This window comes from Streptomyces sp. NPDC103540 (assembly GCF_055584445.1).
On record NZ_JBVJMA010000010.1, the window covers coordinates 295,559 to 314,923 of the forward strand.

Annotated in this window: 17 protein-coding genes; 8 read left to right on the top strand and 9 right to left on the bottom strand. The window is 73.3% G+C overall.

The window, feature by feature from the left end:
• Positions 1-6 precede the first annotated feature (6 nt).
• The 4 genes from ACZ6ZI_RS25205 to ACZ6ZI_RS25220 form a co-directional block, all read right to left on the bottom strand.
• Positions 7-2,583 carry a bifunctional FO biosynthesis protein CofGH gene (locus tag ACZ6ZI_RS25205; protein ID WP_469524379.1) on the bottom strand — a complete coding sequence of 859 codons (2,577 nt, stop codon included), beginning with the start codon at positions 2,581-2,583 and terminating at the stop codon, positions 7-9.
• A 40-nt stretch (positions 2,584-2,623) separates the two neighbouring features.
• A complete protein-coding gene (locus ACZ6ZI_RS25210) occupies positions 2,624-3,409 on the bottom strand; it encodes an SDR family oxidoreductase (protein ID WP_469524381.1) in 786 nt (261 codons plus the stop codon).
• Positions 3,410-3,625: 216 nt separating this feature from the next.
• Entirely contained in the window at positions 3,626-4,348 is a 723-nt protein-coding gene (locus tag ACZ6ZI_RS25215; protein ID WP_469524383.1) for a hypothetical protein, read from the bottom strand.
• Between the two features lie 90 nt (positions 4,349-4,438).
• Positions 4,439-5,242, bottom strand: a complete 804-nt coding sequence (locus ACZ6ZI_RS25220) for a thioredoxin domain-containing protein (RefSeq protein WP_469524384.1) — start codon at positions 5,240-5,242, stop codon at positions 4,439-4,441.
• Positions 5,243-5,531: 289 nt separating this feature from the next.
• Here ACZ6ZI_RS25220 and ACZ6ZI_RS25225 point away from each other — a divergent pair, with 289 nt between their 5' ends.
• Entirely contained in the window at positions 5,532-7,256 is a 1,725-nt protein-coding gene (locus tag ACZ6ZI_RS25225; protein ID WP_469524386.1) for a lytic transglycosylase domain-containing protein, read from the top strand.
• 330 nt (positions 7,257-7,586) lie between these two features.
• Here ACZ6ZI_RS25225 and ACZ6ZI_RS25230 read toward each other — a convergent pair whose 3' ends face one another.
• A complete protein-coding gene (locus ACZ6ZI_RS25230) occupies positions 7,587-7,790 on the bottom strand; it encodes a cold-shock protein (RefSeq protein WP_007265804.1) in 204 nt (67 codons plus the stop codon).
• Positions 7,791-8,027: 237 nt separating this feature from the next.
• Here ACZ6ZI_RS25230 and ACZ6ZI_RS25235 point away from each other — a divergent pair, with 237 nt between their 5' ends.
• The 4 genes from ACZ6ZI_RS25235 (at position 8,028) to ACZ6ZI_RS25250 (ending at position 12,965) form a co-directional block, all read left to right on the top strand.
• A complete protein-coding gene (locus tag ACZ6ZI_RS25235) occupies positions 8,028-8,891 on the top strand; it encodes a menaquinone biosynthetic enzyme MqnA/MqnD family protein (RefSeq protein WP_363060492.1) in 864 nt (287 codons plus the stop codon).
• Positions 8,892-9,171: 280 nt separating this feature from the next.
• Complete coding sequence (locus ACZ6ZI_RS25240; protein ID WP_469524388.1) at positions 9,172-10,998, top strand: serine/threonine-protein kinase; 1,827 nt, start codon at positions 9,172-9,174, stop codon at positions 10,996-10,998.
• 106 nt (positions 10,999-11,104) lie between these two features.
• Positions 11,105-12,304: a cyclic dehypoxanthinyl futalosine synthase gene (gene mqnC, locus ACZ6ZI_RS25245; RefSeq protein ID WP_363060496.1), complete on the top strand. Its 1,200-nt coding sequence runs from the start codon at positions 11,105-11,107 to the stop codon at positions 12,302-12,304.
• Positions 12,305-12,320: 16 nt separating this feature from the next.
• Positions 12,321-12,965 carry an imidazolonepropionase-like domain-containing protein gene (locus ACZ6ZI_RS25250; protein ID WP_469524391.1) on the top strand — a complete coding sequence of 215 codons (645 nt, stop codon included), beginning with the start codon at positions 12,321-12,323 and terminating at the stop codon, positions 12,963-12,965.
• A 63-nt stretch (positions 12,966-13,028) separates the two neighbouring features.
• Here the strand turns inward: ACZ6ZI_RS25250 and ACZ6ZI_RS25255 are convergent, their stop codons facing one another.
• Positions 13,029-13,799: a DUF3152 domain-containing protein gene (locus tag ACZ6ZI_RS25255; RefSeq protein ID WP_469524392.1), complete on the bottom strand. Its 771-nt coding sequence runs from the start codon at positions 13,797-13,799 to the stop codon at positions 13,029-13,031.
• Between the two features lie 226 nt (positions 13,800-14,025).
• On the opposite strand from ACZ6ZI_RS25255, the gene ACZ6ZI_RS25260 reads away from it, so the two are divergent.
• Together ACZ6ZI_RS25260 and ACZ6ZI_RS25265 are read left to right on the top strand one after the other, a co-directional pair.
• Entirely contained in the window at positions 14,026-14,718 is a 693-nt protein-coding gene (locus ACZ6ZI_RS25260) for a demethylmenaquinone methyltransferase (protein ID WP_363060502.1), read from the top strand.
• Positions 14,719-14,723: 5 nt separating this feature from the next.
• The gene (locus tag ACZ6ZI_RS25265; protein ID WP_469524394.1) at positions 14,724-15,635 is read left to right on the top strand and encodes a glutaminase; all 912 of its coding nucleotides are present in this window, start codon (positions 14,724-14,726) and stop codon (positions 15,633-15,635) included.
• 165 nt (positions 15,636-15,800) lie between these two features.
• Here the strand turns inward: ACZ6ZI_RS25265 and ACZ6ZI_RS25270 are convergent, their stop codons facing one another.
• On the bottom strand, positions 15,801-16,325 hold the full coding sequence (locus ACZ6ZI_RS25270) for a GNAT family N-acetyltransferase (protein WP_469524396.1): 525 nt from the start codon (positions 16,323-16,325) through the stop codon (positions 15,801-15,803).
• A gap of 99 nt (positions 16,326-16,424) precedes the next feature.
• Between ACZ6ZI_RS25270 and ACZ6ZI_RS25275 the strand changes: the two genes are divergently transcribed.
• Positions 16,425-17,708: a geranylgeranyl reductase family protein gene (locus ACZ6ZI_RS25275; protein WP_363060507.1), complete on the top strand. Its 1,284-nt coding sequence runs from the start codon at positions 16,425-16,427 to the stop codon at positions 17,706-17,708.
• 104 nt (positions 17,709-17,812) lie between these two features.
• Here the strand turns inward: ACZ6ZI_RS25275 and ACZ6ZI_RS25280 are convergent, their stop codons facing one another.
• Positions 17,813-18,109: a hypothetical protein gene (locus ACZ6ZI_RS25280; RefSeq protein WP_469524398.1), complete on the bottom strand. Its 297-nt coding sequence runs from the start codon at positions 18,107-18,109 to the stop codon at positions 17,813-17,815.
• Between the two features lie 311 nt (positions 18,110-18,420).
• Positions 18,421-19,296, bottom strand: coding sequence for a C40 family peptidase (locus ACZ6ZI_RS25285; protein WP_363060511.1), 876 nt, complete (start codon positions 19,294-19,296; stop codon positions 18,421-18,423).
• Positions 19,297-19,365 lie beyond the last annotated feature (69 nt).

Sequence of the window (19,365 nt, forward strand, 5' to 3'; positions counted from 1 at the left end):
TCGGGGTCAGTCCAGTACCGGCAGCAGCGCCGGCAGGTGCCCGTCCGAGGCGCGCGCCGCCTCCTGCCGCTCCGCCGGAACCTCCCCGTACAGCGTCGTACGGGGCTTCGCGGGCCGCCCGGCGGCCTCCGCGACCGCGACCAGGTCCCGCACCGACTTGTACGAGCCGTAGCTCGAACCGGCCATCCGCGAGATGGTCTCCTCCATCAGCGTGCCGCCCAGGTCGTTGGCGCCCGACCGCAGCATTTCGGCCGCGCCCTCCGCGCCCAGCTTCACCCAGCTGGTCTGGATGTTGGTGATGTGCGGGTGCAGCAGCAGTCGGGCCATCGCCGTCACCGCCCGGTTGTCGCGCACCGTCGGGCCCGGCCGGGCGATGCCCGCCAGGTACACGGGCGCGTTCGTGTGGATGAAGGGCAGCGTCACGAACTCCGTGAAACCACCGGTCCGTTCCTGGATGCGGGCCAGGGTGCGGAAGTGGCCCAGCCAGTGCCGGGGCTGGTCCACGTGCCCGTACATCATCGTGGACGAGGAGCGGATGCCCAGCTCGTGCGCGGTGGTGATCACGTCGATCCAGTCCGCCGTCGGCAGCTTGCCCTTCGTCAGGACCCAGCGCACCTCGTCGTCGAGGATCTCCGCCGCCGTCCCCGGGATGGAGTCCAGCCCGGCCTCCTTGGCGGCGCTCAGCCACTCCCGCACCGACAGGCCCGTACGGGTGGCGCCGTTGACGACCTCCATCGGGGAGAAGGCGTGCACGTGCATGCCCGGCACGCGCTCCTTCACGGCCCGCGCGATGTCGAAGTAGGCCGTCCCGGGCAGGTCCGGGTGGATGCCGCCCTGCATGCACACCTCCACCGCGCCCACGTCCCAGGCCTGGGCCGCGCGGTCGGCGACCTGCTCCAGGGAGAGCGTGTACGCGTCGGCGTCGGTGCGGCGCTGCGCGAAGGCGCAGAAACGGCAGCCGGTGTAGCAGACGTTGGTGAAGTTGATGTTCCTGGTGACGACGTACGTGACCTCGTCGCCCACCACCGACCTGCGCAGCTCGTCCGCGATCCGGCACAGGGCGTCCAGCGCCGGGCCGTCCGCGTGCAGCAGGGCGAGGGCCTGGTCGTCGGTGAGCCGCGTCGGGTCGTCGGCCGCCTGGGCGAGGGCGGCCCGTACGTCCGTGTCGATGCGCTGCGGCACCATCCCGGGGGCGGCGGCCTCCCGCAGGGCCTCCCAGTCGCCGTAGACGTGGTCGAAGTCCTCGCGGCGGTCGCCGGTGCGGCCCTCGGTGTCGATGGCGGTGTGCAGGTCGGTGCGCCCGTACGCGGCGAAGCCCTCGTCGGGCTCCTGCCAGGGCCGGCCCTCCACCGTCGCCGCCTCGTTCGCCAGGCCGGTCAGCGGATCGGCCAGCGCCCGTACGTGCGGCAGCAGGCGGGGGTCCAGCCAGGGTTCGCCGCGCTGGAGGAACTCGGGGTAGATGGTGAGGCGTTCGCGCAGCTCGAAGCCGGCGGCGGCGGTGCGCGCGGCCAGCTCCTCGATGTGCGGCCAGGGGCGCTCCGGGTTGACGTGGTCCGGGGTCAGCGGCGAGACGCCGCCCCAGTCGTCGATGCCGGCGCCGATCAGCAGGGCGTACTCGGCGTCCACCAGGTTCGGCGGGGCCTGGATGCGGGCGGCGGGGCCGAGGACGTGCCGGGCCACCGCGATGGCGGCGGCCAGCTCCTCCAGTTCCGCGTCGGGCATGCCGCGCATGGCGGTGTCGGGCTTGGCCCGGAAGTTCTGGACGATGAACTCCTGGAGCCCGTGGTAGCTGCGCTGGATGCGGCGCAGCTCGAAGAAGGCCTCGGCGCGCTCCTCGTAGGTCTCCCCGATGCCGATGAGGACGCCGGTGGTGAAGGGCACGTTGGAGCGGCCCGCGTCCTCCAGGACGCGCAGCCGTACGGCAGGGTCCTTGTCGGGGGAGCCGTGGTGGGGGCCGCCGGGCTCGGACCACAGGCGGGCGGCGGTCGTCTCCAGCATCATGCCCATGGAGGGTGCGACGGGCTTCAGGCGCTGGAGCTCGGACCAGGACATCACCCCGGGGTTGAGGTGGGGCAGCAGGCCCGTCTCCTCCAGGACGCGGATCGCCATGGCCCGTACGTAGGCCAGGGTGTCGTCGTAGCCGTGCGCGTCCAGCCACTCCCGGGCCTCGGGCCAGCGGTCCTCGGGGCGGTCGCCGAGGGTGAACAGGGCCTCCTTGCAGCCCATCGCGGCGCCGGCGCGCGCGATGTCGAGGACCTCGTCGGGGGAGAGGTACATCCCGTGGCCGGCCTTGCGGAGCTTGCCGGGGACGGTCACGAAGGTGCAGTAGTGGCACCGGTCGCGGCACAGCCGGGTGAGGGGGATGAAGACCTTCCGCGAGTACGTGATGACTCCGGGCCGCCCCGCGGCGGCGAGCCCGGAGTCCCTGACGCGGGCGGCGGAGGCGCACAGGTCCTCCAGGGCCTCGCCGCGCGCCTGGAGCAGGACGGCCGCCTCGGCCGTGTCCAGCGCGACGCCGTCGCGGGCGCGCCGGAGCGCTCGGCGCATCGCGTTGTCGGTCGGAGCGTCACCGGTAGTGGTCATGGGGCGAGCATACGATCCGCTCGACGCCGCGCGGAGGGCGTCATCGCATCAGCTCACCGGCGTTGACCAGCAGCGACTGGCCGGTTATCGCCCGCGCCCGGTCGCTGGCGAGGAAGGCGACGGCGTCGGCGACGTCCCCGTCGGTGGCCAGGTCGGGCAGGGCCATCCGCTCGGTGAGGCGGGCGTGGACCTCGGCCTCGGGGACGCCCTCGGTGTGGGCGGTGAAGGTGACGAAGGCCTGCACGGGAGGGCCCCACATCCAGCCGGGGAGCACGGTGTTGACGCGGATGCGGTGCGGGCCCAGTTCGCGGGCCATGGAGTACATGGCGGAGGTCAGCGCGCCCTTGGAGGCGGCGTAGGCGGCCTGCTGGACCTCGTTGGGCGAGGCCACGGCGGACTGGGTGCCGATGATGACGACGGAGCCGCCGCCGGCCTCCTTGAACGCGGGCAGGCAGGCGCGGGTCATGCGCAGGGTGCCGAGCAGGTTGACGTCGAGGATCTGCTGCCAGGTGCCGAAGTCGGCGTCCTGGAGGCCGCCGAAGTACGAGTCCCAGGCGGCGACGTGCACGACGGCGTCCACGCCGCCGAAGCGCTCGCGGGCCAGCTCCACCAGGGCCCGGCACTGGTCCTCGTCGGTGATGTCGGTCGGGCGGTGGGCGGTGTGGGTGCCGTCGGGGTCGATCTCGGCGGCGGATTTGGCGAGGTTGGCCTCGGTGCGGGCCCCGAGGACGGCGTTGCCGCCGTCGCGGACCACGGCCGCGGCCACCTGGTGCCCGAGTCCGGCCCCGACCCCGGAGACGATGACGGTCTTGCCTCGCAGCAGCATGTGCGCCTCCTGGCGACCCAGAGATCTGACGGTCCGTCAGGGTAGGGGCGCGGAGCGGGCTTGTGAAGGGTGCCGGGGCCTCGGGGCTTCGGGGCGGGGAGGGTGGGGGCCGACCCCGCCCCGGGGCTCGGTTCCGGCCCGCCGGCCCACCGACCCGCCGGCCCGCCGACCTACGGGCTCGGGCTCACCGACCTACGGGCTCACCGGCTCACCGGCTCACGAGGAGACGTCCGCGATGATGTTGCTGACGACCCACACCGCCCAGAGCAGCGGCACGATCGCGACGTAGGCGAGCGGGCGCGAGTGGACCGGCGGGCCCTCGTCCAGCGTCCGTCGCCCCGGCGCGGGCTCGGAGGGCGGCAGCTTGGAGAACCTGATGGCCGCGATCAGGTTCCAGATCAGCGTGAACGGCGTGAAGATCACCAGGGAGACGGGGCTCCACCAGCCCTGGCACAGGGTCTTCGTGGTCATCGCCCGCACCATGGCCCGACCGCAGGTGCGGCAGAACGGGCCCTTCTGGTGCAGGAAGCGCATCAAGATCAGCACGCCGACGTGGGCCCGCACCGACATGTCCACCGTGTGCGGGGACCCGCAGGCGACGCAGCCGGAGCCGGGCCCGCCGGGGTGGGCGTGGCCGGGCGCGCCCGCGAACCCGGGCTGCGGGGACTGTATGTAGGGGCTCTGCGGGTGCTGCTGCCCCTGCGGCGGGTACGGGGCCTGGCCCTGCGGGTTCTGCCCGTACGGGTTCTGGCCCTGCGGGGCCTGAGGCTGCGGGGCCTGGCCGTAGGGGTTCTGTCCGTACGGGGCCTGCGGCCGGGGAGCCTGGCCGTACGGGTTCTGTCCGTACGGGGCCTGTCCGTAGGGGGCCTGCTGCGGGGTGCCCGCGGAACTCGCGTAGGGGTTGCTCGCGTCCGGGCCGGGCGGCGGGGTGTGGGTCATGGGGTGGTGGTGCCTTCGGCGTCTGCGCGCACCGGATTTCGGCCACCGGCGCGCTCGGACGGCCGAACGTACCAGCCGGCCATGACATGCTCACTGCCGGCGATTCTCCGCGACCAGGCGGTCGAACGCCTCCGGGGTGATGGTGTCGAGTCCCCTGCCCGTCAGGACGTTCACCTCCTTGCCGTTGATCTCGACGACCGGGGTGCCCTTCTTCCCGCTGCCCTCGAAGGCCCGCGAGACCTTGTCCACCCACGGCATGTACGTGAGCTCCTCGACCGCGCGGTCGAAGGCGGGGCTCCGCAGTCCCGGCACCCGGTCCGCGAGCTCCAGCAGGGTGCTCGTCGAGCCGAACCGGTCGTCCGTCTCCTTCGGGGGGTGGTTGCGGTAGAGCACCTGGAGGTAGTCCATGAACTTCTCCGGGCTCTCGTTCACCGCCGCGCCCAGCGCGTTCAGGGCCCGCTTGGACCCCTTGCCGCCGAGCGAACCGTCGAGGAAGGTCGCGAAGTGGTACTCGACCCGGTACGCCCCCGCGTCCGCCCGCTCCTTGAAGGTCCCGCCGAGTCCCGTCTCCACCCCCGCGCAGAACGGACAGCGCGGATCCAGCCACACCGAGACCACGTCCTTCGCCCCGGCCCCGCCGTACGGGACAACCGCCCCGTCCGTGCCGCTCGTGTGCGCCGGCCGTACGAACGGCTTGCCGGCCGCCTCGCTCGGACCCGAACCCGCCGACTTCGAGGCGTACACGCCCACACCGACCGCGATGCCGAGGACGGCGACGAGCGCGCCCCCCACGAGCAGCCGCCCCCGCCACCGCGCGCGCCGGGCGTCGGCCTCGCGCCGCGCCACGAGCCGCTCACGGGCCGCGCGACGTTGTTCCCTCTTGCCACTCGCCATGCATACCAGGGTAAAGAACCGCGAGCGGTGGCAGACCGGGCCATTGGGGTGTTTCGGTCAGGGTCCAAGGGCCCGTGCCGGTACGGGACTTAGGGCCCGGCGCGGGCCGGCCCCGTCGGACGGGTCCTCGCGTTGGACGTCTTGGGCCACCGGCCGGTGAAGCCGAGACGAATGGTGCGTCATATCTCGGGGGGCGACGGCGAGTCGTATGCGAATACCTGATAGACAGAAGAATCACGGCTCGACCAGCCGACGCCTTCGCCGGCCGCCTTGGGGGGATCGCCGCACTGTGAAGCCGCTTCACCGTCATGTAGTCAACACCTCGCGCAAGGTCCTGTGCACGGCCGCCCTCGCGGCCAGCCTGACCACCGCCGCCGTCGTGACCAACGCCCCGGTCGCCGGCGCGGGAGAGGCCGAGCCGACCCCGGACAGCCCGCAGGCCGTCGACCGCGGCGACGCCCGCCTCGACGTGCCGCCCGCCGTCGCGGACCCGCAGGTCCCGCCGGCCGCCGGAGCCGGCAACGTGGCGACCGAGAGCGCCTCCGGCATCCCCGCCACCGCCCTGGACGCGTACAAGCGCGCCGAGGTGGCGGTCGCCGCGGCCCTGCCCGGCTGCAAGCTGCCCTGGCAGCTGATCGCGGGCATCGGCAGGGTCGAGTCCGTCCACGCCTCCGGCTACGGGCTCAAGTCCGACGGGTACACGGAGAGGCTGATCCGCGGCCCGCGCCTCGACGGCAACGGCTTCGCCCGGATCACCGACACCGACAAGGGCGAGTGGGACGGCGACACCGAGTTCGACCGCGCCTTCGGCCCCCTCCAGTTCATCCCGACGACCTGGGCGACCTGGAAGGCCGACGGCAACGGCGACGGCAAGCGCGACGCCAACAACATCTACGACGCCTCCCTGGGCACCGGCCTCTACCTCTGCTCGGGCGGCAAGGACCTCACCCTCCCGGCGGACCTGGACAAGGCCCTGCTCGCGTACAACGCCTCGCGCGAGTACGTGAACACGGTCCTCGGCTACATGCGCCAGTACCAGCAGGGCGCCACCGGCGTGGAGAACCCGCCCGTCGGCAACTACCCGACGCCGCCCACGCCGTCGCTGCCCACCCCGCAGCCGCCGCGCCACACGCCGCCGACGACGCCGGTCACCCCGTCCCGGCCGACGACGCCGACCACGCCGACCACGCCGACGAACCCGACGAACCCCACGACGCCGACCAAGCCGACCGAGCCCAACAAGCCGACCGAGCCGACGAAGCCCACCCCGCCGCCCGCGACGCTCGCCAAGCTGGAGCAGCACGGCCGGGTCACCCTGGAGGCCGAGGCGGGCAGCCTGTTCGCGGAGGGCGTCCGCTTCAAGACGGTCCTCAGCGACGGCAAGCCCGCCGCCGACCAGCGCATCGTGGTGGCCATCGAGCAGGACGGCACGGACGGCACCGGCTTCGTCTTCGGGAGCGAGAAGAGCGTCGTCATCCGTACCGACGCCGACGGCATCGCCACCGCCCCCCGCCTGAAGGCCGGCCCCAAGGCGGGCACCTTCACCCTGCGGGCCACGGCCTACGACACCAAGGGCCAGTTCACGCTGGCGCTGAACGGCAAGGTCACCGCCAAGCCGGTGGAGAAGCCGGTGGAGCTGTCCCGTACGGACGGCACCGGGACGGTCGCGGCCACGAGCGGCACCCCGATCAAGGGCCTGACCTTCCTGGCCGCCCGCGGCGACAAGCCCGAGGCCGGCGTACAGGCCCGCGCCGAGCTGGTCCAGGAGGTCGCGGGCAGGCCGGGCACCTGGGCCCTGGTGGACCAGACCTCGAAGGGCCCGTACTTCAAGGGCGCCACGGCCGAGGCGAAGGTGTTCGCCCTGGAGCTGCCCAAGACCAAGGCCGACGGCCGGATCGCCCTGCCGGACCTGCTCACCGCGGAGGTGCCCGCGGGCACGTACCACCTGCGCGTGATCACGGCCGACAAGCACGAGGCGATCGTGAAGATCGAGATCGCGGCTCCGCGGGCCTGAACCGCCGCCCCGACCCGAACGGCCGCGGGCGGGGGGCCCCCCCCCGGGGGCCGCCCCCCCCGGGGGGGGGGGGGGGCCCGGCGCGGGGGGCGGGCGGGGCCCCCCCCCCCCCCCCCCCCCCCCCCCCCCCCCCCCCGGCGCGCGCCCCCCCCCCCCCCCCCCCCCCCCGCGGCCGTTTCCGTCGGCGGCCGTTTCCGTCGGCGGCCGGGAGACCCCCCGGCCCGCTCCCGCCCGGCCCCAAAGGCAGGAGCCCCACCTTCTCCGTTCGCACGGAGGAGGCGGGGCTCCTTGGGTACTGCTAATCCAACCGCGATCCGGTCGGCCAGGCGACTAGGCCGGGGTGACGTTCTCCGCCTGCGGGCCCTTCGGACCCTGCGTGACGTCGAAGTTGACCTGCTGGTTCTCCTCGAGGGAGCGGAAGCCAGAGGCGTTGATCGCGGAGTAGTGGACGAAGACATCCGGGCCGCCGCCGTCCTGGGCGATGAAGCCGAAGCCCTTTTCAGCGTTGAACCACTTCACGGTTCCGGTAGCCATGAGCCCTCCTATGGGCCAAAGGGTCGCCCTGCTCCAGAACCTGCTAAGAAGTCTGAAAACTACAAAAGCCTGCGGGTTACATGCTCCGCAGGCCTCGTACTGCAAGGGAAACCAAACTGCAACTTGCGTCGAGCCTAGCACGCACCCTCGGGGCGAGACCAGAGGGAAAGATCACGTCACTCGGACGTTTGAGACCTGCCCGATCGCTGACGGAGAGGTGGGGGCTAGTCTCGCGATGTGGACGTCTATCGCAGCCGGCCCCGAGTCGGCCACATCCAGTTCCTGAACTGCCTCCCCCTCTACTGGGGGCTGGCCCGAACCGGCACCCTGCTGGACCTGGAACTGACCAAGGACACCCCCGAGAAGCTGAGCGAGAGCCTCGTGCGGGGTGACCTCGACATCGCCCCCATCACCCTGGTGGAGTTCCTCCGCAACGCCGACGAGCTCGTCGCCTTCCCCGACCTGGCGGTCGGCTGCGACGGCCCCGTCATGTCCTGCGTGATCGTCTCCCAGGTGCCGCTGGAGCACCTGGACGGCGCCCGCGTCGCCCTCGGCTCGACCTCCCGCACCTCGGTCCGGCTCGCCCAGCTGCTCCTCGCCGAGCGGTACGGAGTCAGCCCCGACTACTACACCTGCCCTCCTGACCTGGGGCTGATGATGCAGGAGGCCGACGCGGCGGTGCTGATCGGCGACGCCGCGCTGCGCGCCTCCCTGCACGACGCGCCCCGGCTCGGCCTCACCGTCCACGACCTCGGGCAGATGTGGAAGGACTGGACCGGACTGCCGTTCGTGTTCGCCGTCTGGGCCGCCCGCAAGGACTACCTGGAGCGCGAGCCCGCCACCGTCCGCGAGGTCCACCGGGCCTTCCTCGCCTCCCGGGACGTCTCCCTGGAGGAGGTCGCCAAGGTCGCCGACCAGGCGGCCCGCTGGGAGGCCTTCGACGCCGAGCTGCTGGAGCGCTACTTCACCACCCTCGACTTCCGCTTCGGACCCGATCAACTGGCCGGTGTCCGGGAATTCGCGCGCCGGACCGGAGAGGGCACCGGCTACCCCGCCGATGTCGCCGTCGAGCTCCTCGACGCCGTCACCCACGATCATTAGCGCGACTTATACGGGAAGGCCTCCGGTAAAGGAGATCCGGGGAGACGTTCCGCATCCCGGAAACCGAATACGCCCGTTTCCCGGGAATTCGTTCCCCTTTCGTGTTCCCGTCCCACAATCGATAGCGCGCATTCCCCTTTCCGGCCGCGCCCGACGTGACCATGACCATGACGGTGTCCGTCACCGGCACGGGTGATCCCTCCCGGCCGACCGGGCGCACCGCCTAAGGTGCTGCCTGTCCGGGTGACGCCACGACCCGGGGACGGGGACGGGGGACGTCATGCAGCCGCTCGAAGCGGGTGAGCCGCGCACCGTCGGCGCGTACCGGCTGCTCGGCCGGCTCGGCGCCGGCGGCATGGGCCGGGTCTATCTGGGGCGCAGCGCCGGCGGCCGGACGGTCGCCGTCAAGGTGGTGCACCCGCACTTCGCCGCCGACGGGGAGTTCCGCGCCCGCTTCCGCCGTGAGGTCGAGGCCGCGCGTCGCGTCGGCGGGCAGTGGACCGCGCCGGTGTTGGACGCCGACCCGGAGGCGGCCGTGCCGTGGGTGGCGACCGGCTACGTGGCCGGCCCCTCGCTGGGCGGGGCGGTCGCCGGGCACGGGCCGCTGCCCGAGGCGTCCGCGCGGGCGATCGGCGCGGGCCTGGCCCGGGCGCTGGTGGCGGTGCACGCGCTGGGGCTGGTCCACCGGGACGTGAAGCCGTCGAACGTGATGCTGTCCCTGGACGGGCCCCGGCTGATCGACTTCGGGATCGCGCGGGCCACGGACGGCACCGCCTCCCTCACCTCCACCGGGGTCTCCATCGGTTCGCCCGGGTACATGTCGCCGGAGCAGATCCTCGGCAAGGGCGTCACCGGCGCCTCGGACGTGTTCTCCCTCGGCGCGGTCCTCGCCTTCGCGGCCACCGGCCGGCCCCCCTTCAGTGGGGACAACTCCGCGACCCTCCTCTACAAGGTGGTGCACGAGCCGCCGGAGCTGGACGGGCTGCCGGCGGGGACGCTGCGCGAGCTGATCGGGGCCTGCCTGGCCAAGGAGGCGGGCGCCCGTCCGACGCCGCGGGACCTCGCGGAGGCCCTGGGCGAGGCGGCGGGGTTCTCGGGCCTGCTCCCGGCGCCGGTGGTGGAGGAGATCAGCCGGGCGGCGGTGGCCCTGCTCGACCTCGACGCGGAGGCGGACGCGGCGGGGCCCGCGGGGCCCGCGGCGGGCGGTGAGGGCCCCTCCGGGCCGGTTCCGTTCACGGCGGCCTCCCTCGGCGGCCCGGTCGGCGTCGGCTTCGGTACGCCCGACCCCTCCTACGGGGGCCCGGCCGGCACCCCCTACCCGGCCTCCGGCACCCCCGCGGGTCCGTACGGCCCCCCGGGCGGCGTGTACGGAGCCCCGACGGAGACGGCCGGCTCGGGTTCCGGCCCGGGCTCCGCTCCGGGTTCCGCTTCCGGCGCCGTGCCGGGCCCGCGCGGCGCACCCGAGGGGCGGCGGGTCACGCTCAGCGCGGCCGGGCGCCGCTTCAGCTGCACGCTCGTGCTCGGCGCGGCGGCGGTGCTCACGGCGCTGTCCGCCGGGCTGTACGGGCTGGACCTGTTGCCGGGTCAGGGCGCCCGCAAGGACGCGGCGTCGGGCGCGGACACGTCCGGCGAATCCTCGGCCGGCCCGCGGCCGGCGGCCTCGGCGCCGTCGAGTCCGGGCGGTTCGTCGAGCCCGGGCGCGTCGGCGAGCCCCGGAGCCTCGGCGGGTCCGCCCAAGGGGTCGCGCGCCGACGTGCCCAAGGAACTCGTCGGCACCTGGAAGGGGACCGTCACCACCGCCCGCATGGGCGTGGCGAGCGACTTCGAGATCACCATCCGGGCCGGCCGGGTCGGCGAGGTCGTGGGCCGCGACAAGTCCGTCCTGCCCGTCCTCGGCACCGACTGCAGCGGGGACTGGAAGCTGTCCTCCGCCACCGACCGCTCCCTGGTCCTCGACACCTCCGGCGGCCCCAACCCCGCCCCCGGCGTGTGCTCCAACGGTTCCGCCGACGAACGGTTCACCCTGAACGCCGACGGCACCCTCCACTACCGCTCCGGGGACGTCCCGGCCGGCAACCCGGAGGGCGACCTCACCCGCAGCCCCTGACCCCGGCCCCTGACCCCGGCCCCCGGCCCCTGAACGAGGCGCACCGGCCCTGGCGTAGGCTGGATCGGTCCGGACCCTTGACACACCGCCGAAAGGTGACGCACCGGTGACCGACCAGGCCGCTCTCCAGTCTGTCCTCGACCGTGCCGCCGCGGGGGGCCGGATCACCAAGGAAGAGGCGCTCGACCTCTACCGGCACGCCCCCCTGCACGCGCTGGGCCAGGCCGCCGACGCCGCGCGCCGCCTGCGCTACGCGGGTACGGAGCACATCGCGACGTACATCATCGAGCGCAACATCAACTACACCAACGTGTGCGTCACGGCGTGCCGTTTCTGCGCCTTCTACGCGGCCCCCAAGGACACCAAGAAGGGCTGGTCCCGCGACCTCGACGACATCCTGCGCCGCTGCGCGGAGACCGTCGAGCTGGGCGGCACGCAGATCATGTTCCAGGGCGGGCACCACCCCGACTACGGGGTGGAGTACTACGAGGAGCACTTCTCCGCGATCAAGAAGGCGTTCCCGCAGCTGGTCATCCATTCGCTGGGCGCCTCCGAGGTCGACCACATGGCCCGCATCTCCGGCGTCGACGCGGAGGAGGCCATCCGCCGCATCCACGCGGCCGGCCTCGACTCCTTCGCGGGCGCCGGCGCCGAACTCCTGCCGGAGCGCCCCCGCAAGGCCATCGCCCCGCTGAAGGAGTCCGGCGAGCGCTGGCTGGAGATCATGGAGATCGCCCACCGGCTCGGCGTGGAGTCCACCTCCACCATGCTGATGGGCACGGGCGAGACCAACGCCGAGCGCATCGAGCACATCGCGATGATCCGGGACACGCAGGACCGCACCGGCGGCTTCCGCGCCTTCATCCCGTACACGTACCAGCCCGAGAACAACCACCTCAAGGGCCGCACCCAGGCGACGATCTTCGAGTACCTGCGCATGATCGCCATCGCGCGCCTGTTCCTCGACAACATCGCGCACATCCAGGGCTCCTGGCTGACCGTCGGCAAGGAGGCCGGCCAGCTCTCCCTGCACTACGGCGCCGACGACCTCGGCTCGATCATGCTGGAGGAGAACGTGGTCTCCTCGGCCGGTGCCAAGCACCGCTCCAACCGCCAGGAGATCATCGACCTGATCCGCAAGGCCGGCCGCGTCCCCGCGCAGCGCGCGACGACGTACGAACACCTGCTGGTCCACGAGGACCCGGCGAACGACCCGGTCGACGAGCGGGTGGTCTCGCACATCTCCTCCACCGCCATCGAGGGCGGCACGGCCCACCCCGAGCTGAAGCTCATCTCCACGAACTGACCCCGGACCGTCCCCGATGCTGACGCTGCACACCGCCGACCTGCTCGTCACCGGCCCCGGATCGACGCCGCTGGCGGGCGGCGCCGTCCTGGTCGACGGCGAGCGGATCCTGCGCGCCGGCCCGTACGAGGAGCTGGGCGCGGACGCCCCGCACGCCCGGGTCCGCCGCTGGCCCGGGGTGCTGACCCCGGGACTGCTGGCGCGCGGAGCCGACGCGCTGCTGGAGCGCACGTACTACCCGGACGACCCGTACGAGGTCACCGAGCTGGGCGGCGACCCGATCACCGGGGCCCGCGAGCTGGAGGCCCTGAAGATGACCGAGGCCCGCTGGGGCCACAGCGCGCGGCGCGGCACGCAGAAGCTGCTCGCGCGCGGGGTGGTCGCGGTGGCCGGGCGCTTCACGATCGGGTCGGTGCGCACGGCGGTGGTCCGCTCGGGCCTGGCCGTGGTGCCGCCGACCCCCTACGAGGGCGAGGCGTCCCTGGATCCGCTCGCCGGGCGGGAGTCGGCCGGGCAGGCCTTCCACGGGGTGCTGGAGGCGGGGGCGGCGGCCCGGTTCGCGGTGTTCGCCGTGGCCGACGAGGCGGAGCTGATGGAGCGCGGGGCGAGCACCTGCGTGGCCACGGTGATCTCCGGACGGCTGCTGCACCGCCGGCGCTGAACCGCGCGGGGCCGAACCGTGCGGGCCGAACCGTGCGGGCCGGACCGTGCGGGGCCGCACCGCTCAGGGCAGCGGCGGGCCGGAGAGGTAGGTGCCGTCGGCCGCGTAGGGCCAGGCGTTGGCGGTGCAGCCGTGCAGGCCCTTGATCTGCTGCATCATCGCGGGAGCCGGCCGGCCGGGGCCGGGGCAGCCCTCGTGCGCGTGGCCCAGTTCGTGCCCGACCTCGTGGTTGACGATCAACGCCCGGTACTCCCTGACGGGGCCGCGGAACTGCGGCGATCCCTCCTGCCAGCGCTTGAGGTTCACCACGACGGTGTGGCCCACCCGGCAGTTGGTCTCCCCGACCAGCTCGGGCGTGACCACCTCGCACAGCCGGTCGGTGGTCGCCGGGGTCGCGATCTTCACCGTGAAGTCGACGGGCTCGCCCGGCCCGGCCAGTCGGAACCCGTTCGCGGGGTCGCGGATCCAGCCGCGGCGGTCGCCGAGGATCGCCTCGATGTCACGTGCCGCCCCGTCGGGGTCGACGCCGCTGCCCCGCTCCACCTCCACCCGCCAGGTCAGGGCGGGCCCCTGACCGCGGGCCCGTCCGGCGGTGGTGGAGGCGGCGAAGCCGGGGGTGCCGGGGGAAGCGCCGCCGGTCGGGGAGGCGGCCGGGGAGGGCGCCGCGGCGGCCGGGGGCGGCGCGGGGGGCGCGGCGTCGGCGGGCGGGTCCTCGCCGCCGCGTTGCCAGACGACGACCGCGAACACGAGTAACCCCGTCGAGCACAGGACCGTACGACGCAGCCTGCGGCGTCGCTCGGCCCGTCGGGCGCTGTGGTACTGACCGGCCGGCATCGCGGACCCCCCTCAGGTCGTGCCCCCAGTGTGCCCGGCGGGTCACCCGTTCGGCGGGTGACACGCGTCGAGCCCCGACGGCGGGTCGGCCGACGGCCGGGACGGCGGCCCGGGTGGCCGTCCGGCCGCCGGTCGGGGTACCGGCAGGGGCCGCGTGGCGCCGTGGCGGCGGCCTGAGAGGATGGCTTCCGTATCTGCCGAACCGCACACCGAGGGGCCGACGCCAGTGACTAGGGCTTCCCTGGACAAGCAGCCGCACGAAGTAGCCTCCATGTTCGACAGGGTCGCGGCGAACTACGACCTCACCAACGACGTCCTGTCCCTCGGCCAGGACCGGGTGTGGCGCAAGGAGGTCGCCAAGGCGGTCGACGCCCGCCCCGGCCAGAAGGTCCTCGACCTGGCCGCCGGGACCGCGACGTCCTCGCTGCCCTTCGCCGCGACCGGCGCCTACGTCGTCCCCTGCGACTTCTCCCTCGGCATGCTCCGCGAGGGCAAGAAGCGCAACCCGTGGCTGCCGCTGACCGCCGGCGACGCGACGCGGCTGCCGTTCAAGGACGACGTCTTCGACGCCGTGACCATCTCCTTCGGCCTGCGCAACGTCCAGGACACCGATGCCGCGCTGCGCGAGCTGTACCGGGTGACGAAGCCCGGCGGCAAGGTCGTCATCTGCGAGTTCTCGCAGCCCACCTGGGCGCCGTTCCGCACCGTGTACACCGAGTACCTGATGCGGGCGCTGCCCCCGGTCGCCCGCGCGGTGTCCTCCAACCCGGACGCGTACGTCTACCTCGCCGAGTCCATCCGCGAGTGGCCGAACCAGCCGGCGCTCGCGGCGCTGCTGGGGAAGGCCGGATGGTCGAAGGTCGCCTGGCGCGACCTCAGCGGCGGCATCGTCGCGCTGCACCGGGGCTTCAAGGCGTAACCGTCGTGGAGTACGCAGCCCTCCTGGAGCGGATAGCCGCCGACGTCGCCCCGTTGGTGGGCAGCGGCACGCCCGCCGAGTACATCCCGGCCCTGGCGTCGGTGGACCCGAACCGGTTCGGGATGGCCATCGCGGACCTCGACGGCAACGTCCACGGGATCGGGGACTGGCGGGTCCCCTTCTCCGCGCAGTCCGTCACCAAGGTCTTCGCGCTGGCCCTCGCGCTGGCCGAGGGCGGCGACAGCCTGTGGGAGCGGGTGGGGCGGGAGCCGTCCGGCAACCCCTTCAACTCGCTGGTGCAGTTGGAGTACGAGAACGGCATCCCCCGCAACCCGTTCATCAACGCGGGGGCGCTCGTCGTCACCGACCGGCTCCAGACCCTCACGGGTGACGCGAGCAGCGAACTCCTGGAGTTCCTGCGGCAGGAGAGCGGGAACCCGGAGATCGCCTTCGACGCGGAGGTGGCCGCCTCGGAGCACGAGCACGGCGACCGCAACGCGGCCGTCGCGCACTTCATGGCCTCCTACGGGAACATGGACAACCCCGTACCGGCGCTGCTGGACCACTACTTCTGGCAGTGCTCCATCGAGATGAGCTGCGCCGACATGGCCCTCGCCGCCGGCTTCCTGGCCCGGCACGGGCTGCGCGCCGACGGCTCGCGGCTGCTGACGCGCAGCGAGGCGAAGCAGATCAACGCGGTGATGCTGACCTGCGGGACGTACGACGCGGCGGGGGAGTTCGCCTACCGGGTGGGCCTGCCGGGCAAGAGCGGCGTCGGCGGCGGCATCGTCGCGGTCGTTCCGGGCCGCTGCACCCTCGCCGTGTGGAGCCCGGGCCTCGACTCCCGCGGCAACTCGGTCGCCGGCGTCGCGGCCCTGGACCGCTTCACGACCCTGACGGGCCTCAGCGTGTTCTGACCCTCGACCGCTTCCGCCCCGACCACCCCGGCCGCCCCGACCACCCCGGCCGCCCCGACCACCCCGGCCGTCCAGACCGTCCAGACCGTCCCGAACGCCGTGGCGGCCGGGCGGGGTCCGCGCGTCGGAGGGGTCGCGGGTCGGCGGGTGTGCCCGGGCGTCCGGTCAGGCGAGCGTCAGTTCGTAGCGGCGGGCCGTGCGGCGGCCGTCCGGCAGGGCGAAGGTGTCGGCGAGCGTCATCCCGAGCCGTTCCGCCACGGCCACCGAGCGCGCGTTCGCGTCGTCGATCATCGCGACCACCCGCTCCACCCCGGCCTCCCGCAGCCGTTCCAGCGTGGCCAGCGCGGCGGCGTGGGCGTAGCCGTGGCCCCAGGCGGCGCGTCCCAGCCGCCAGCCGATCTCGATCTCGCCGACCGGGCCCCACGTCCGCTCCGCCGGCCAGGGTTGGGCCCCGGTGAAGCCGATGACCCCGCCGTCGGCGTCCAGCAGGGTCCACAGGCAGTAGCCGAGCCGTGCGTCGTACATCCGCTGCCGGGCCGTGATCTCGACGTAGAAGGACAGTTCGGCGGGGCCGCCGAGGAACTCCATGACGTCGGGGTCGTCGAAGACGCCGTGCCAGGCGTGCGCGTCCTCGTGCGTGGGCACGCGCAGCGTCACGTCGGGGAGCGGTCGGGTCGGCGAGGTGGTCATAGAGGGCAGCCCTTCGGATCGCGATCTCTCTCGCTGCTTAGACTGCACTTTGTCCCGTGCCGTTGGGCACCCTTTATCGAGCCTTCGGGAGACCCCGCTGTGACCGAGCCCCTCACCGAGCACTCCGCGGATGTGATCGTCGTCGGTGCCGGCCCCGCCGGCTCCACCACCGCCTACTACCTCGCCAAGGCGGGACTCGACGTCCTGTTGCTGGAGAAGACGGCGTTCCCGCGCGAGAAGGTCTGCGGCGACGGTCTGACCCCGCGCGCCACCAAGCAGCTGGTGGCGATGGGCATCGACATCTCCGAAGAGGCCGGTTGGCTGCGGAACAAGGGTCTGCGGATCATCGGCGGCGGTCAGCGCCTCCAGCTGGATTGGCCGGAACTCGCCTCCTACCCGGACTACGGACTCGTCCGCAAGCGCGACGACTTCGACGAGACCCTGGCCCGTCAGGCGCAGAAGGCCGGCGCGCGGCTGTACGAGCGCTGCAACGTCGGCGAGCCCGTACGGGATCCGCGGACCGGCCACATCACGGGCGTGCAGGCCAAGCTGGGCGAGGAGAAGACCCCGGTCACCTTCCGCGCCCCGCTGGTCGTCGCGGCCGACGGCAACTCCTCGCGGCTGTCCCTGGCGATGGGCCTGCACCGTCGCGAGGACCGTCCGATGGGCGTCGCGGTGCGCACGTACTTCACCTCGCCCCGGCACGACGACGACTACCTGGAGTCGTGGCTGGAGCTGTGGGACCGGCGCGGCACGCAGGACCGTCTGCTGCCCGGCTACGGCTGGATCTTCGGCATGGGTGACGGTACGTCGAACGTCGGCCTCGGCATCCTCAACTCCTCCTCCGCCTTCAAGGAGCTGGACTGGCGCGAGGTCCTCAAGGCGTGGTGCGCGTCGATGCCGGAGGACTGGGGCTACACCCCGGAGAACATGACGCAGCCGATCCGCGGCGCGGCACTGCCGATGGCCTTCAACCGGCAGCCGCACTACACCAAGGGACTGCTGCTGGTCGGTGACGCGGGCGGCCTCGTCAACCCGTTCAACGGCGAGGGCATCGCCTACGCGATGGAGTCGGGGCAGATCGCGGCGGACGTCATCGTGCAGGCGCACGCCCGGGCGACGCCGGCCCAGCGGGAACTGGCGCTGCACAGCTACCCGAAGGTGCTCAAGGAGACGTACGGCGGTTACTACACGCTGGGCCGCGCCTTCGTGAAGCTGATCGGCAACCCGGCGGTGATGAAGATCGCCGCGCAGCGGGGCCTGACGCACCCGGTGCTGATGCGGTTCACGTTGAAGATGCTGGCGAACCTGACGGATCCGACGGGCGGCGACGCCATGGACCGGATCATCAACGGTCTGTCGAAGGTGGCCCCGAAGGCCTGACCCCCGCCGCGCGCTCTTCCGTCGAGCCGTCCTCCGCCGCGCCGTTCGGTGCGCGGGGGGCGGTTCGCGGTGTGTCCGTCGGCGGTTCGCGGTGCGTCGGCGGTTCAGCCGTCGGTGTCCGGGGCCGTGTCCGGGTCGGCGCCGTGGACGGCGCGGACGCAGCGGGCGAGCAGGACCAGGCCGGACAGCAACAGGCTGCCCGAAGCGACCCATTCGAGCCCCAACGCCAGGGTTTCGCCCGCTTTCTGCCAGGGGCGGGAGGTGGTCAACACCCAGCCCCCGCAGGCGAGGAGCGCCAGTCCGCCGGCGGCGGGGAGGGCGGCGGCGTCGGTGCCCCGCGGTTCGGGGAGCGGGGTCGGCGGCCCGGGCCGCTGCCGTCGCCCTCGGCTCGGTCTGCTCACGGGAACCACCTCCTGGGTCGGACGGCCGGGCGCGTCGCCGCCATCTTCGCAGGGTCGGCCGCCCCGCAGGCGCCCGGTCGGTGGTCGCCGAAAGGGCCCTCGGTGCGCGACCGGGACGCGCGCGGAAGCTTCAGGGCGCCCCAGGCCGACTCCGGGACGCGTCGGGACCTTCGGGGGCCACGGCCTCGCCCGCGGCGCCCCAGGGCCCCTTCAGGGCCGTCAGGGCACGCCGAAGGGCCGGTACTCCACCCCCGAGCGGGGGAGTACCGGCCCTCCGGTGTGAAACCGGATCGAGCGCTCGATCGGGCGACTCAGAGGACGCGGACGGCGCCCGTCGGCATGTCGTAGCTCATGTTGCGCTCGACGATGCCGGTGCTGGGGTTCTGCGCACCGATGAACTTGCCGCCGCCGGAGTAGATGGCGACGTGGTAGGCGCTGCCCTTGGCGCCCCAGTACACGATGTCGCCCGGCTGGAGCGCGCTCAGGGAGACCGAGCGGCCGGCCATGGACTGGTCCTGGGAGACGCGGTCGAGCTTGATGCCCGCCGCGCGGTAGGCGGCCTGCACCAGACCCGAGCAGTCGTACGCCGAGGGGCCGGTGGAGCCCAGGACGTACGCCTTGCCGATCTGGGCGCGGGCGAAGTTGATGATGGCGGACGCGGAACCGGTGGCGGGGGCCGTCACGGTGCCGACGCCCTGGCCGCTGCCGGAGCCCTTGGCGGTGGTGCCCTTGGAGCCGTTGGACGCGGAGGCGGTCGTCAGGGTCTCGCGCTCGGAGGTGCGGCCCGCGCGCTCGGCCTCGGCCTTGCGGTCGGCCTCCTGCTTGGCCTTCTGCTCGGCCGCCTTCGTGGCGTCTTCCTTGGCCTGCTTCGCCTCGGCGGCGGCGCCCGTGCGGGCGGTCTCCTCCAGGGCGTTCAGCTCGCCTTCGACGGCGGCTTCCACGGCGGCGACACGGGTGTTCTCGGCTGCCGTGGTGACGGCCGAGGAGACCTCGGTGCCGAGGTCCAGGTCGAGGACCGGCATCTCCAGCGTCGTCTCGGCCACGGGCTCGGCGGAGGGGGACGCGCTCGCGGTGCCGGCCATGGCCAGGGTGCTGAGGACGCCACCGGCAACTCCGGCGCGGACCGCGAGCTTCGAGGCGCTACGGCGGGGCTTCCGGTGGCTGGGTATGTGAGCGGTGTGGGACATGGGACAACCGCTATCAGGGGTGCCGGGTTCCCTTCAAGAAACGTGGTCTGCGCCACAGTTGCGCGCCGA

Bases quoted from the DNA above. Each gene is read 5' to 3' on its own strand.
- ACZ6ZI_RS25210 (WP_469524381.1), bottom strand. From the start codon at position 3,409: ATGCTGCTGCGAGGCAAGACCGTCATCGTCTCCGGGGTCGGGGCCGGA.
- ACZ6ZI_RS25220 (WP_469524384.1), bottom strand. From the start codon at position 5,242: ATGGCGAGTGGCAAGAGGGAACAACGTCGCGCGGCCCGTGAGCGGCTC.
- ACZ6ZI_RS25215 (WP_469524383.1), bottom strand. From the start codon at position 4,348: ATGACCCACACCCCGCCGCCCGGCCCGGACGCGAGCAACCCCTACGCG.
- ACZ6ZI_RS25230 (WP_007265804.1), bottom strand. From the start codon at position 7,790: ATGGCTACCGGAACCGTGAAGTGGTTCAACGCTGAAAAGGGCTTCGGC.
- ACZ6ZI_RS25270 (WP_469524396.1), bottom strand. From the start codon at position 16,325: ATGACCACCTCGCCGACCCGACCGCTCCCCGACGTGACGCTGCGCGTG.
- ACZ6ZI_RS25205 (WP_469524379.1), bottom strand. From the start codon at position 2,583: ATGACCACTACCGGTGACGCTCCGACCGACAACGCGATGCGCCGAGCG.
- ACZ6ZI_RS25255 (WP_469524392.1), bottom strand. From the start codon at position 13,799: ATGCCGGCCGGTCAGTACCACAGCGCCCGACGGGCCGAGCGACGCCGC.
- ACZ6ZI_RS25250 (WP_469524391.1), top strand. From the start codon at position 12,321: ATGCTGACGCTGCACACCGCCGACCTGCTCGTCACCGGCCCCGGATCG.
- ACZ6ZI_RS25240 (WP_469524388.1), top strand. From the start codon at position 9,172: ATGCAGCCGCTCGAAGCGGGTGAGCCGCGCACCGTCGGCGCGTACCGG.
- ACZ6ZI_RS25285 (WP_363060511.1), bottom strand. From the start codon at position 19,296: ATGTCCCACACCGCTCACATACCCAGCCACCGGAAGCCCCGCCGTAGC.